This window comes from Streptomyces sp. NBC_01622 (assembly GCF_045209635.1).
In the GTDB taxonomy this organism is placed as follows: Bacteria; Actinomycetota; Actinomycetes; order Streptomycetales; family Streptomycetaceae; genus Streptomyces.
In genome coordinates, this window is sequence record NZ_CP109293.1 from 1,939,848 (window position 1) to 1,953,453 (window position 13,606).

Consider the following 13,606-nt stretch of genomic DNA (forward strand, 5'->3'; position numbering starts at 1 on the left):
GTACCGGTCGACTCTTCACAAGGTGGTCTCCACCTTCATCCCGGCCGTGACACCGGCGCCGCTGATCTCGACCAGCCCCTTGGCGAACATCCCGGTCCTCACCGCGATCAGCCGGCCGCCGGGCAGTTGGACGGCGTAGCCGCCCTCGCTCAGCGCCAGCAGCGCGCCGACCGGTACGGCGAGCACACCCCTGTGGCTCTCCGAGGTGAACGCCACCTGCACCGGGGCCGAGGTCAGCTTCCGGACCGCCCCGGTGTCGGGCACCGAGACGGTGACCGTGAGCTGCGCGGGGGGCCGAACCGCCGGTGTCGCCCTGGGAGTTGTCGGCGGTGGTGGAGCCGACCACGTCGATGGGTGAGTTTCGACATGGCGGCACCACGGCCGGAGCTTATGAAGATCCTGTCAGGCCACCGTCAGACTCCTGTCTGATGTCGCGGCGGCGACCTTAGGGTGAGCGGCGTGAACGCATATGTCCTGGTGGCCGAGGACGACGTCAAACAGGCCGAGGTGATCCGCCGCTACCTCGAACGCGAGGGCCACTCCGCGCTCGTCGTCCACGACGGGCGCGCGGCGATCGACGCGGTGCGGCGCCGGCAGCCGGACCTGCTCGTCCTCGACGTCATGATGCCGCTCGTCGACGGTCTGGACGTGTGCCGGGTGCTGCGCCGGGAGTGCGAGGTGCCCGTGCTGATGCTGACCGCGCGCAGCACCGAGGAGGATCTGCTGCTCGGCCTCGACCTGGGCGCCGACGACTACATGACGAAGCCGTACAGCCCCCGCGAGCTGATGGCCCGCATCCGCACCCTGCTGCGGCGCACCCGGGCCGCGGTCGCGGTGGACGATCCGGTGATCCGGATCGGCGCACTCGCCGTCGACCCGGTCCGCCGTACCGTCGGCCTCGACGGACGCCAAGTGGTGTGCACGCCCGGGGAGTTCGAGATCCTCGCGGCGATGGCCGCCGAACCGGAACGGGTCTTCAGCCGCCGCCAACTACTCGCCCTGACAAGGGGGTTCGACCGTTACATCACCGAACGGACCATCGACGTGCACATCCTCAACCTGCGCAAGAAGATAGAAGCCGTCCCCCGCCGACCCGCCTATCTGCAGACCGTGTACGGCGTCGGCTACAAGCTCGTCGACGGCAGCCGTGCGCGCTGAACCGGAGTCGGAGGCCAAGGGAGGCGGCGGGACGAGGCCCAGGACCCGCGTCCGGGCCAAAGTGCCCCTGCGCAGAAGCCTGTTGGTCCGCCTGCTGGCCACCTCCGTGATGATCGCCGTCTGTTCGGTCGCGGCCACCGCCTGGCTGGCGGCGCGCACCACGAGCAGCGCCATCCAGCAGGAACAGGGCCAACTCCTGTCCTCCGACACCCAGATCTACGACACCCTGGTCGGCTACGCCGCCACGCACCGGGACTGGACCGGCGTCGCTCCCACCCTGCGCCGTCTCGCCGGGCGCACCGGACGCCGGATCACCCTGACGACGCAGAGCCACCGCCCGCTCGCCACCTCGGCCGCCTCGGTCGCCACCCTTCCCACCAGGGCGTCGGCGGTCGTGGACCCCCTGCACACCGACGCGGCCCTGCTGCCCGGCACCGCGACGGACCGCATCGACCCGCGTGCCGTCGGCCCGTACCGGCTGACCGCGGCCGAGCGGAAGTCGCTGCACATCATGGCGGAGAAGATCCTCTCCTGCGTGGGAGGCCCCACCGGTGTCGGCACCCTCGTCGAGGCGCCGAGCGGCCGGACCTCCATCAGGTTCCCCGACTCCGTCCTGGGCGGGTCCGCCAGGGACTACGGATGCGGCGTCGACCAGCTCGCCACTCCCGTCCGGACCGAGATCGGGCCGCTCAACCGGCTCAACACCCTGGTCAACGACTGCCTGGAGCACCAGAACCAGCAGGCCTTGAAGGTCGGCATCGACTTCGTCGTCCGGACGAAGACCGGCGCCCAGGCCAGCCAGACCTGTCTGGACACCGCCCGCCGCGACCAGCTCACCTCCTATGTGGCACCGGCCGCGCTGCTGTACGTCACCACCCCGGCCGGTTCGGCCGCCGCGCCCGGCTTCCGCTTCACCTCCGCCAACACCGCACGTCTCGCCGGGGTCGCCGGTCTGGTGCTGCTGGTCACCGTGGCCGTCACCGTCGTCGTCGGCACCCGGCTGGTGCGGCCGCTGCGCGCGCTGGCCGACGCGGCCCGCCGTCCCGTGGAGGAACACCAGCGGGTGCCGGTGACGACCAACGACGAGATCGGCTATCTCGCCGCCGCGTTCAACGACCTCTCCCAGCGCCGCGAACGCGTGGAGGGCCAGCGCAAGGCGATGGTCAGCGATGTCGCCCATGAACTGCGCACTCCGCTGAGCACCATCCGCGGCTGGCTGGAGGCCGTCCAGGACGGCATCGCCATCTCCGACCAGGCCCTCGTCGACTCCCTGCTCGAAGAGGCGCTGCTGCTCCAGCACATCGTCGACGATCTGCAGGACCTCGCGGAGGCCGACGCCGGCCAGCTGCGCGTCCACCCCGAACCGCTGCGCGTGCGCGACCTCCTCGACCATGTCGCCACCGCCCACCAGGCCCGCGCCGACACCGCGACCGTCTCCCTCACCACCCGCGTCGACGGCGATCCCGAACTGTCGGGCGATCCCGTACGGCTGCGGCAGGTGGTCGGCAACCTGGTGTCCAACGCGCTACGGCACACCCCTGCCGGCGGCAGTGTCACCCTGCGGGCCCGCAGGGTCGGGGACCAGGTGACGATCGAGGTCGCCGACACCGGTACCGGTATCCCGGCCGAGGATCTGCCGAGGGTCTTCGACCGGTTCTGGCGGGCCGAGAAGTCCCGCAGCCGCCGCACCGGCGGCAGCGGTCTCGGCCTCGCCATCGTCCGCCGGCTCACGGAGGCGCACGGCGGGACGGTGACGGTGACCAGCACGGTAGACGCCGGCACGGTCTTCACCGTCCGCCTGCCGGTGTGAGCCCTCAGCGCGCGGTGGTCGGCGGGGGCAGGCGCAGTCCCGCGAGGTCCGGCGGGACCGGGGTGTCCGGGCGGAAGAAGGGGGCCGCGGGGCCGTCCTGGGCGGTGGCGGGGGCGTCGGTGAGCCGGAACCGGTCGCGCAGCCGGCCGTAGAAGTCGGTGGGGCGCAGGCGGATGAGGCGGACCCGCTGGGGGGCGCGGAAGACGCCGATCCAGTCGCCGGGGTCCAGGACGCCGCGGAGTTGGCCGTCGACGCTGACGGCGGCCTGTCCGGAGTGGGGCAGCACGCGCAGACCGACCGGTTCGTCGGGGGCGACGACGACGCTGCGGTCGAAGGTCATGTGCGGGGCGATGGGGGTGAAGACGAGGGCGTCCATGTGGGGCGAGAGGACGGGTCCGCCGGCGGCGAAGCTGTAGGCCGTGGACCCGGTGGGGGTGGCGACGGCCAGGGCGTCGGCCGAGTAGCTCGCCAGCAGCCCGCCTGCCAGGTAGACACCGACACTGACCTGCCGGTCGCGGGCGAGTTTCTCCAGGACGACGTCGTTGAGGGCGATGACGTCCAGCGCGCAGCCCCATCCGCCGCCCTCCGTGGTCTCGGGCCGGACCTGCGGCGGCGGCAGCATCGGACCGCGGCCGTAGCGCAGCAGGGCCTCCATCTCCGGCGGGATGTCCAGGGGCCGGGAGGCGCGCATGGTCAGCGTCATGCGTTCCTCCACCACGGCCCGCCCCTCGTGCACGGCGTCGAGGGCGTCACCGATGTCGCAGGCCGGGACCTCGGTGAGGAAGCCGACCTTGCCGAGGTCGACGCCGAGGACGCCGGCTCCGCTCTTGACGGCGATGCGGGCCCCGCGCAGGAAGGTGCCGTCGCCGCCGAGGGTGACGACGAGGTCGGGCCTGCCCGCGGCTTCGGACTCCTCGCGTCCGGCGCGGCGGTGCTGGTCCTTGGCCCAGACGTCGATCTCCGTGCAGCGGACGCCGTGTGCCTCGCTCCACGCGTGCACGGCGCGCGCCGCGTCCCGGGCGGTCGCCCGTCCCTGGTGGACGACGAGGCCGATACGGCGTACGGGCATGGGGTCCTCCGTGAAGTGGGGTCAGGCGTCAGGGGTGCGGAGTTCGTCGGCGAGGGCGGCGCGTTCGTCCGGCGGGACCAGGCCGAGCACGATCTTCCCGCGGGTGTGGCGCCGCTGCACCTGCCGGTAGGCCTCCTGGACCTGTTCCAGCGGATACACCTCGCTGAAGTGGACGGTGAGCAGTCCCTTGGAGACCAGTTCGGCGAGTTCGGCGACCAGTTGAGGGGTGAACACGTCCTCCTGGGCACGGCTGCGCACCCCGTGACGGGCGACGGCGCGGCCGTCGGCGAGGGTGTTGATCCGCTGCGGGGCCACACCCAGTTCGACGGCGATGTCGACGTTGCCCTGTCCGAAGGTGTCGACGAACGCGTCGATGCCGTCGGGTGCCGCGGCCCGCAGCCGGTCGGCGAGGCCGGGTCCGTGCTCGACGGGGACGACGCCGAGCGAGCGCAGGAAGTCGGCGTTGTGCGGTCCGGCGGTGCCGATGACCTGCGCGCCGCGCAGCCGGGCCAGCTGGACGGCGAGGGAGCCGACCCCGCCGGCCGCGCCGGACACGACGACGGTGTCCCCTGCGGTCGGTGCTACGGCGTCCACGGCGGCCCAGGCCGTCACGCCCACCGCCGACAGCGGTGCGGCGGCCTCCCAGTCGATGTCGGCGGGCTTGGGGGCGAGCAGCGCGGCGGGCGAGACGACGTAGTCGGCCTGCGCCCTGCGCGGAAGGTAGCCGATGACCTCGTCGCCGAGGGTGAAGTCGGCGACGCCCGGGCCGAGTTCGGCGACCAGACCGGCGAAGTCGTTGCCCTGGCCCTCGGGGAAGTCGGCGGGCCACCTGTCCGCGAAGACGCCCTGCCGGATGCCGGCCTCCCCGGGGTTGACCCCGGCGACGACCACCCGGACGAGCACCTCCTTGGGGCCCGGCCGCGGGCGCGACACCTGGACGACCTCCAGCACCTCCGGGCCGCCGTAGCGGGAGAACTTCACTGCTCGGGGCATGGCCAGGTCTCCTGATGTCGGTGGCCTACAGAAGGTACTGCCACTTGGTCATGCGGTCCTTGAGGTCGACGGTCGGGCCGTCGCCCTGAAGGGGCGCGGGGCTGAATCGACATGCGGATCGGCATTCCCGGCAACGTCCTCGCTCGGGCAGGCCGGTCCCGGCCCGGTCACAGGTGTGCGGTCGCCCCGGCCTTCTTCGGCTCGGTGGCCAGGGCTCGCAGTGTCTCGAAGGCCGCCGCGGTGGGGCTCGCGGGTTCGGCCTGGTAGACGACGAGTTGCTGGTGCGGGGCGCCGTTGACGGTGAAGGCCGCGAACGCGATGTGCAGGTCGCCGACGTCCGGATGCTTGAGGTGCTTGCCCTCCTGGGACTTGGACTTGACGTCGTGCAGCTGCCAGAGAGCGGTGAACTCCTCGCTCGCGTCGGAGAGTTCGGCTACCACCTCGGCGATCCGGGCCGATTCGGGATCGTGTCCGTAGGCGGCCCTGAGCTCGGCGACGCAGGAGTGCGCGGCCCGCTCCCACTCCTGGTAGAACTCGCGCCCGGCCGGGTCGACGAACACATTGCGGGCGAGGTTGTCGAAGGCGTCGAACCCGCTGTGCAGCGCCGTGGCAAGGGAGTTGACCGCGAGGATGTCGAGGGCCGGGCCGAGGACGAAGGCGGGGGTGTGCTCCCAGCCGTCCATCAACTGCAGGAGCTGCGCGCTGACTTCGGCCTCGCTCCGGCCGTGCGGGCGCTGCGAGGGCGCGAGGCAGAGGCGGTTGAGATGGTCGGCGGACTCCGCGTCCAGCTTCAGCGCCTGCGCCACGGCTTCCAGCACCTGCGGGGACGGGCTGTTCTCGCGTCCCTGCTCCAGCCTGATGTAGTAGTCGGAGCTGACTCCGGCGAGCAGCGCGACTTCCTCCCTCCGCAGTCCCGGCACCCGGCGGCGCCCGTACTCGGGCAGACCGACGTCCTGGGGCTTGAGGGCCTCGCGGCGGGCCCGGAGGAAATCACCCAAAGGGGTCCCATTGCTCATGCGGCAAGACTAAGTGTTTTCCGTTCGATGAGAAGGCCCGGTCGTCCACGACTGCACCAGGTTCCACATGCTTCACACACAGTGATTCGCGGCCCGGCCGGCCCGTCCTGACACCCGGGGAGCCGCGGTCCTGGGTGCGACGCACCCACCGTCGACCGAACTTCTCGGGGCGCTTTCCGCCTAGCCTCGACGGTATGGACAACGACACGCGCCCCGACCCGGTGGAAGGACTGGGTCGCTTCCTCCGCTCCCGCAGGGAACGCGTCAGCCCCGCCGACGCGGGACTGCCCGGCTCCGGCCGTCGCAGGGTGCCAGGGCTGCGGCGCGACGAGGTCGCGGCGCTCGCGGGGGTCAGCGCCGGCTACTACAGCCGGCTGGAGCAGGGCCGTGAACTCAGCCCCTCGGTACGGGTGTTGGAGGCGATGGCCCGTGCACTGCGGCTCGGGGACGAGGACCGGCGGGAGCTGTTCCGCCTTGCGCGGCCCACGGCCCGGCGCACCAGGCCGGCGGTGCGGGTCGAGCGGGTCCGCCCGCATCTGCGGCAGCTGATCGAGAGCTGGACCAGGACACCGGCCTTCATCGTCGGCCACGCCCAGGACCTGCTGGCCACGAACGCCCTGACCGACGCCCTCTACGGCGACTTCGCCCAGCAGGACAACGTGCTGCGTATGCTGTTCCTGGACCCGGCGGCGAAGACCTTCTACCGGAACGCGGAGCGGGCCAAGGACCGCGCGGTCGCCGACCTCCAGCAGACCGCCGCGAGCACCCCCGAGGATCCCCGCATCCTGGAGCTCGTCGGTGAACTGTCGGTGCGCAGCGGCGAGTTCCGCTCGCTGTGGGCCCGTGAGTACGCCCGGGTCCCGCCGTACGAGGTGAAGCGGATGCGGCATTCCGTCGTGGGCGAACTGGAGTTGCGGCACGAGGCACTCAACATCCGCAGTGCGCCGGGGCAGCAGCTCATCATTCTCCAGGCGGAGCCGGACTCCCCCTCGGCGGACGCCCTGGCCCTGCTCGGGTCGCTCAGCGCGCCCGAGGTGCCGCACCAGCAGAATCCGGCGCGGGACGCCCAGTAGAAGCACGGCCCTTTGCCGCGTCGGCTTTACCGGGAATCCTGCTCGACAGCGTCCAGTATTCGGTCCAGAACATCGCCGAAAAGGCACACCTCGTCAGGTGTCAGCGGATCGAAAACCAGCCGCCGCACATTTTCCGCATGCGCGGGCGCGGCGGCCTCGATCGCCTCCCGGCCCTTTCGCGTGAGCCGCACCATGGAGCCGCGCGCGTCGTCGGCGCAGGCCTCGCGGGTGACCAGCCCGCGCTTCTCCATGCGGCTGATCTGGTGGGACAGCCGGCTCCGCTCCCAGTCCACCTCGGCACCGAGCTCCCGTGCCCGCAGCACACCGTCGGCGGACTCCGACAGGGGCGCCAGGAGCGCGTAGTCCGCCGCCGAGAGGCCGGAATCGCGCTGCAGCTGCTGGTCCTGGGCCCGTTGCAGGGTGCGGCGCAGCGTCCGGTACTTCGCCCAGACCTCGGCCTGGTCGGGGGTGAGCCATCGGGGTTCGGGCATGCCGTCACCGTACCAGCTTGTTGACATGTCACCGACTTCGCGGTCCGGTGCCCGTTCCTGGGTGTGGGACTCCCAGGAAAACCGCTGCCTTCATAGCTCCCCGACGGAGGGACAGACTCATTTACGTCAACAGGAAATCCCCCACGAGGGGAAGCGACGAAAGAGGTTTTCCCCATGGCTACATGGTTTGTCACCGGCGCCTCCCGTGGAATCGGCGCGGAAATCGCCCGGGCCGCGCTGGCAGGCGGTAACAATGTCGTGGTCGCCGTACGGAATCCGGAGCGGGTGTCCGACGACCTGAAGAAGTCGGACAACGTGTTCACCGTCGCCCTGGACGTCACGGACAACGACAGCATCCCGCAGGCGGTCGAGGCCGCCGTGGAGCGCTTCGGCGGTATCGACGTCCTGGTCAACAACGCCGGCCGCGGGCTGCTCGGCGCGCTGGAGGAGATCACCGACGCGGAGGCCCGCTCACTGTTCGACCTCAATGTGTTCGGCCTGATCAACGTCACCCGCGCCGTCCTGCCCGTGATGCGCGAGCAGGGTTCCGGCAAGCTGGTCCACATCGGTTCCCGCTCGGGCTTCGAGGGCGAGCCCGGCGTCAGCCTGTACTGCGCCTCGAAGTTCGCGGTCGCGGGGATCAGCGAGGCGCTCTCCGCCGAGATGGCGCCGTTCGGCATCCAGTCGATGGTGGTCGAACCGGGCGTGTTCCGCACCGACTTCCTCGACGCGAGCTCGCTCTCGGTGGCCGCGAACCGTATCGCCGACTACGACGACACCCCCGCCCACGTGACGCTGGACTGGATCGACCGGGCCAACCACGCCCAGCTCGGCGACCCCGTGCGCGGCGCCGCGCTCATCGTCGAGGTCACCGGCACCGAGAAGCTGCCCACGCACCTCTACCTCGGCCGCGACACCCTGGAGCGGCTGGAGGTCAAGTACCGGCAGGTGCAGGACGACCTGGCCCCGTGGCGCGAGAAGTCGGCGGCCACCGCACACGACGACGTCGCCTGACACACCCTCAAACACCGTTCCCAGCACGCTTCCCAGCCCCCCACACACCTTCCCGCACAGAGATCGAGGTCTTGTGATGTCCGCTTCCGCCCTGCTCACCGGTACCCCGCTGGCCGGCCGCGTCGCCGTCGTCTCCGGCGCCTCCAGCGGCATGGGTGCCGTCACCGCCGAACGTCTCGCCGAACTCGGCGCCACCGTCGTGGTGTTGGCCCGCCGCAAGGAGCGGCTGGACAGTCTGGTCAAGAACATCGAGGCGGCCGGCGGCACCGCGCTCGCCCTGGCCGTGGACGTCACCGACCGGGCCGCCGTCCAGAGCGCCGCCGATCGGGTCGCCGAGCGCTTCGGCAAGGCCGACCTGGTGTTCAACAACGCCGGAGTGCAACTCATCTCCGGTATCGAGGAGTTGAAGGTCGACGACTGGCAGCGTCAGATCGACCTCAACATCAGCGGGCTGATGAACGTGATCGCCGCGTTCCTCCCCCACCTGACGGAGTCCGCAGCCGCCGGCAGGCCGGCCGACCTGATCAACACCTCGTCGATCGCGGCCACCCGCATCCTGACGAAGTTCTCGGTCTACTCCGGCACCAAGGCCTACATCAGCCACCTCACCCGGCTGCTGCGGACCGAGCTCGGCCCGAAGATGGTCCGCGTGGCCACCATCGAGCCCGGCATGGTCGACACCGAACTCCCCGACCACGTCACGGATGCCGACGCGTCGAAGCTGATGGCCGACCTCATCCACGACATCGACGTCCTGCAGAGCGCCGACATCGCCGAGACCGTCGCCTTCATGGCCGCTGTGCCGCGCCACGTCAACCTCACCGAGATCACCATCCTGCCCACCGCGCAGGCCATCTGAGCTCCGTCCCGCCGGGGCGGGGGAGGAACAGCCGGGTGCTGTCCCTCCCCCGCCCCGGCGGCATTGGTTGACACGACAACAAGTGTGGTGTTTTGTTGACACGTCAACGAGGACAGTGAAACTCCCAGCAACCGGAGGGCCCGACATGAACATCACGGTGATCGGACGAGGACACGTCGGCGGCGGCCTGGCCCGGCTCTGGGAGAAGGCAGGACACCAGGTCAGGACGCTGGGCCGGGACGGCGGTGACGCCTCGGACGCGGACGTCGTGGTCGTCGCCGTCCCCGGCGGCCTCATCGCCGAGGCGCTCGCCGGCGTCACCGGGCTGAACGGCCAGGTGACCGTCGACGCGACGAACCTCTACGGCGACCGCGACGAGTCCTTCCCCTCGCTCGCGCACCAGGTCAAGTCGATCGTCGGCGGCCCGACCGCGAAGTCCTTCAACACGGTCTTCGCCTCGGCGTACGACCAGGTCGGCACGCAGCGCGTCACGCCGAGCAACCTCTACGCCGCCGAGCCCGCCGCGAAGGACATCACCGCGCGGCTCATCACCCACGCCGGCTTCGATCCGCTCTACGTCGGCGACCTCACCCCGGGGGCCCGACTCCTGGAGGACAGCTCCGGCCTGACCCGCGCACTGGCGGGCCAGCTCGACGGACCGTTCTTCTACCGGTACGGCCGCCCCGGCGAGCTGTAGAACCACCTTCCGCCCGGCGGCAGTTCACGCCCCCGACTGGATGTCCCCCCGCGTGGACGACGCGATGGTGTCGCGGTGGGCGAAGTCACCCGGGGGGATGCCGGGGTGGTGGCCGAAGGGGGCCGAGGGGGCCGCGACCGCGGGGCCGAGGGTGAGGCGGGAGACGATGCGGTAGCGGTCGCCGCGGTAGATCGAGTGGACGTACTCGACGGGCCGGCCTGTCGTGTCCGAGGTGAGGCGTTCGAAGAGCAGGGCCGGGGAGAGCTCGGGGACGTCGAGGAGTTCGGCCTCGGCCTTGGTGACGACCGTCGGCTCGATGGCCTGGACCGCCTCCTGGACGTGCACGCCGTGCTGTTCCCGCAGGTGTTCGTAGAGGTCGCCGGCCTCCAACTCCTGTGCGGACAGGGTGGGTACGAGATCGGCCCTGATGTGCAGGTGCTCGATGGCCATCGGGGCGCCGTCGACCTGCCGCAGCCGCGCGACGTACACGATCTCGGCGGCGGGCGACAGCCGCAGCCTGCGCCCCACCCGGGCGCCGGCCGGGATGGTGGTGAACTCCAGCAGCCGGCTCGACCAGGTCCCGGAGGCCTGCGGCGCCGTCATGGTCTGCTCACCGGAGACGAGTTCCTGGGTGATCTTCTCGGGCGCCACGAACATGCCGCGCCCGTGCTCCCGCACCAGCAGCCCCGCGGCGACGAGTTCGTCGACCGCTGCGCGCAAGGTCGGCCGGGACACGCCGAGTTGGGCGCAGAGGGCGCGCTCGGAGGGGATCGGGTCCCCCGGGTGCTGCGACTCGACGAGGTCGAGGATGAAGTCGCGGACCCGCTCCCGTTTGAGTATCGCCCCTGGCGCGTCGGCCTTCATGTCGCACTCCCTCGTACGCGGATTCCCCGGCCGACCGGTTGACCAGTTGACCAGCGATTGCCCCGCAGTTCGCCCTCTTGACCGGGGAAGTGTAACCACCATCGGGTGGTGATCATCCGGCTCTCGGGCGATATCCACGCCAAATCCCCTAGCAACAGAGGGGGTTGACGCCCGCATTGGTCTATGCCACCTTCATCCCCACATCGAGAGGTGAGCTGTCCAGTGGGCTTCACTGGTCAGGTGGTCAGTTCATGTCCTCCAGGGGTGAACCGTGCAGCTCCGTATGTTCGCCGGCCTGTCGCGTCCTCGTCACGCTGAGCGCGGTCCTGCTCGCCCTCGTCATCGCGCTCGGCTCGGCCTACGCGGTCGCCCGGATGAGGTGGAAGGGGCGCCGGCAGTTCATGCTGATGGTGTTCATCGCGCAGATGGCGCCCTGGGAGTCACTGATCATCCCGGTGTACATCATCTCCCGGGACACCGACATGCTGGACCGGCTGCCGACGCTGACGCTCGTCTACTTCATGATGACGCTGCCGTTCACGATCATCGTGCTGCGCGGTTTCATCGGCACGATCCCTCCGGAGCTGGAGGAGTCCGCGCAGGTCGACGGCTGCACCCGGTTCGGCGCGTTCCGGCGCATCGCGTTCCCGCTGCTCGCACCGGGTCTGATGGCCACCTCGCTGTTCGGCTACATCACGGCCTGGAACGAGTTCACCTACGCCAACTTCCTGATCATCAAGCAGCAGGACCACCGCACGCTGCCCGTGTGGCTGTCCTCGTTCCAGAACGTCTTCGGCACCGACTGGGGCGCCACCATGGCGGCTTCGACTCTCTTCGCGGCACCGGCACTTGTGATCTTCCTGCTGCTCCAGCGCCATGTCACCTCCGGCTTCGCGGCCGGCGCGGTCAAGGGCTGACCCTCCGCACCACACCCACACCCACACCCACACGCCCCCGTCCCGGAGACGATCCATGCCCGCACAGCGTTCCGTGCTCTCCCTCGTCCCCCGACCCACCAAGTCCGCGCTCCGGCCGGGGCACTTCACGCTCGACGCCGACACCTCGCTGCGTATCGGCGCGGGCGCCGAACCGGCCGCGGACCTGCTGCGCACCCTGCTCGCCCCCGCCACCGGACTCCCCCTGGAGGCCTCCCCCGACGGGCAGTTGACCCTGACCCTCGACGCCGGCCTGGCCGGTCTCGGCGACGAGGGCTACGGGCTCACCGTCGCCCCGCACGCCGTCCTGCTGCGCGCCGCACACCTCACCGGGCTGCTGCGCGGAATCCAGACGATCCGTCAACTCCTGCCCCCGCAGGCCCTGTCGCCGCGTCCGCAGCGCGACGCGGAGTGGCTGCTGCCCTGCGTCGAGATCACCGACCTCCCCCGGCACCCCTGGCGCGGCGCGATGCTCGACGTGGCCCGGCACTTCCAGCCCGTCTCCTATCTCCGCCGGTACGTCGATCTGCTGGCCCTGCACAAGATCGGCGTGTTCCATCTCCACCTCACGGACGACCAGGGCTGGCGCATGCCGGTGGCCGCCTATCCCAAGCTCACCGAGATCGGCGGCCACCGCGCCGAGTCCCAACAGGGCCCCGCCGGAAGCGACTTGTACGACGGCGTCCCGCACGGTGGGTCCTACACCCGGGCCGAACTCGCCGGCCTGGTCGACTACGCCGCCGCCCGCGGGGTGACCGTCATGCCGGAGATAGAGATGCCCGGGCATGTGCGGGCCGCCCTGGCCGCCTATCCCGAGCTGGGCAACCACCCGGAACGCAGCCTCGACGTCTGGACCCGCTGGGGCGTGTGCGACACCGTCCTCGGCGTCCACGACGAGGTCCTCGACTTCTGCCGTACCGTCTTCGACGAGGTCATGGACGTCTTCCCCTCGCCGTACATCCATGTGGGCGGCGAGGAGTGCCCCACCGCCGAGTGGACGCACAGTGCCGCCGCGCGTGAACGGGCGGTGGCACAGGGCCTGTCGAGTCCCGCAGCGCTGCACGGCTGGTTCCTCGGGCGGATCGGCGAGTTCCTCGTGCGGCACGGGCGGCGCCCGGTCGGCTGGGCCGAGACCGGTGCCGAACTGCCCCTGGACTTCACGGTGATGACCTGGCGCGACGCGGCGCACACCTTGACGGCGGCCCGGCGCGGCCACCAGGTGGTGAGCGCGTACCACCGGGCGACCTACCTCGACTACGCCCAGTCCGAGGACCCGCGCGAGCCCCCGGCCCAGCCGGGCAAGGTCGTCGATCTGCGGACCGTGCACTCCCACGACCCCGTCCCCGAGGACGCGGAGCGGAGCGCCGCCGACCAAGTCCTGGGCACCCAGGCCCAGTTGTGGACCGAGTTCGTCACGGCACCCGAGCGTATCGAGTACCTCACCTATCCCCGCCTGTGCGCTCTGGCCGACCGCGCGTGGAGCGGCCCGACCGACTGGGACGACTTCCGCGCCCGGCTCGACGGGCACACGGCCCGGCTCGACGCGCTCGACGTCCAGTACCACCCCTGACCCGTCCAGTACCGCCCTTGCTGTCCCGTTCCGGAACCACCCCACCTTCTGGAGAGG

At 70.9% G+C, this 13,606-nt stretch carries 13 protein-coding genes and 1 pseudogene; 8 read left to right on the forward strand and 6 right to left on the reverse strand.

Going from position 1 to position 13,606, the window contains the following annotated elements; translation table 11 throughout:
• Positions 1–15 precede the first annotated feature (15 nt).
• The gene (locus tag OH768_RS08985) at positions 16–264 is read right to left on the reverse strand and encodes a hypothetical protein (protein ID WP_406451796.1); all 249 of its coding nucleotides are present in this window, start codon (positions 262–264) and stop codon (positions 16–18) included.
• Between the two features lie 195 nt (positions 265–459).
• Between OH768_RS08985 and OH768_RS08990 the strand changes: the two genes are divergently transcribed.
• Both OH768_RS08990 and OH768_RS08995 read left to right on the forward strand, forming a co-directional pair.
• Entirely contained in the window at positions 460–1,158 is a 699-nt protein-coding gene (locus OH768_RS08990; RefSeq protein ID WP_406451798.1) for a response regulator transcription factor, read from the forward strand.
• Entirely contained in the window at positions 1,148–2,968 is a 1,821-nt protein-coding gene (locus OH768_RS08995; protein ID WP_406451800.1) for a sensor histidine kinase, read from the forward strand. The genes OH768_RS08990 and OH768_RS08995 overlap by 11 nt, the downstream gene beginning before the upstream one ends.
• A gap of 4 nt (positions 2,969–2,972) precedes the next feature.
• On the opposite strand, the gene OH768_RS09000 is transcribed toward OH768_RS08995, so the two are convergent.
• From OH768_RS09000 to OH768_RS09010, 3 genes are all read right to left on the reverse strand, one after another.
• Positions 2,973–4,037, reverse strand: a complete 1,065-nt coding sequence (locus OH768_RS09000; RefSeq protein ID WP_406451802.1) for an NAD(+)/NADH kinase — start codon at positions 4,035–4,037, stop codon at positions 2,973–2,975.
• A gap of 21 nt (positions 4,038–4,058) precedes the next feature.
• A complete protein-coding gene (locus tag OH768_RS09005) occupies positions 4,059–5,030 on the reverse strand; it encodes an NADP-dependent oxidoreductase (protein ID WP_406451804.1) in 972 nt (323 codons plus the stop codon).
• Between the two features lie 167 nt (positions 5,031–5,197).
• The gene (locus tag OH768_RS09010; RefSeq protein WP_406451806.1) at positions 5,198–6,046 is read right to left on the reverse strand and encodes a helix-turn-helix transcriptional regulator; all 849 of its coding nucleotides are present in this window, start codon (positions 6,044–6,046) and stop codon (positions 5,198–5,200) included.
• 194 nt (positions 6,047–6,240) lie between these two features.
• On the opposite strand from OH768_RS09010, the gene OH768_RS09015 reads away from it, so the two are divergent.
• Positions 6,241–7,119 carry a helix-turn-helix transcriptional regulator gene (locus tag OH768_RS09015; protein WP_406451808.1) on the forward strand — a complete coding sequence of 293 codons (879 nt, stop codon included), beginning with the start codon at positions 6,241–6,243 and terminating at the stop codon, positions 7,117–7,119.
• Between the two features lie 26 nt (positions 7,120–7,145).
• Here OH768_RS09015 and OH768_RS09020 read toward each other — a convergent pair whose 3' ends face one another.
• A complete protein-coding gene (locus tag OH768_RS09020) occupies positions 7,146–7,610 on the reverse strand; it encodes a MarR family winged helix-turn-helix transcriptional regulator (RefSeq protein WP_406451810.1) in 465 nt (154 codons plus the stop codon).
• Between the two features lie 174 nt (positions 7,611–7,784).
• On the opposite strand from OH768_RS09020, the gene OH768_RS09025 reads away from it, so the two are divergent.
• The 3 genes from OH768_RS09025 (at position 7,785) to OH768_RS09035 (ending at position 10,180) form a co-directional block, all read left to right on the forward strand.
• Positions 7,785–8,624: an SDR family NAD(P)-dependent oxidoreductase gene (locus OH768_RS09025; RefSeq protein WP_406451812.1), complete on the forward strand. Its 840-nt coding sequence runs from the start codon at positions 7,785–7,787 to the stop codon at positions 8,622–8,624.
• Between the two features lie 76 nt (positions 8,625–8,700).
• The gene (locus OH768_RS09030) at positions 8,701–9,483 is read left to right on the forward strand and encodes an SDR family oxidoreductase (protein WP_406451814.1); all 783 of its coding nucleotides are present in this window, start codon (positions 8,701–8,703) and stop codon (positions 9,481–9,483) included.
• Positions 9,484–9,628: 145 nt separating this feature from the next.
• Complete coding sequence (locus tag OH768_RS09035) at positions 9,629–10,180, forward strand: dinucleotide-binding protein (protein WP_406451816.1); 552 nt, start codon at positions 9,629–9,631, stop codon at positions 10,178–10,180.
• A 24-nt stretch (positions 10,181–10,204) separates the two neighbouring features.
• On the opposite strand, the gene OH768_RS09040 is transcribed toward OH768_RS09035, so the two are convergent.
• Positions 10,205–11,044, reverse strand: a complete 840-nt coding sequence (locus OH768_RS09040) for a GntR family transcriptional regulator (RefSeq protein ID WP_406451818.1) — start codon at positions 11,042–11,044, stop codon at positions 10,205–10,207.
• Positions 11,045–11,346: 302 nt separating this feature from the next.
• Here OH768_RS09040 and OH768_RS09045 point away from each other — a divergent pair.
• Positions 11,347–11,961 (forward strand): annotated as a pseudogene (locus tag OH768_RS09045) (carbohydrate ABC transporter permease); the annotation flags it as partial.
• 55 nt (positions 11,962–12,016) lie between these two features.
• Positions 12,017–13,549, forward strand: coding sequence for a beta-N-acetylhexosaminidase (locus tag OH768_RS09050; RefSeq protein ID WP_406451820.1), 1,533 nt, complete (start codon positions 12,017–12,019; stop codon positions 13,547–13,549).
• The last annotated feature ends 57 nt before the right edge of the window (positions 13,550–13,606 follow it).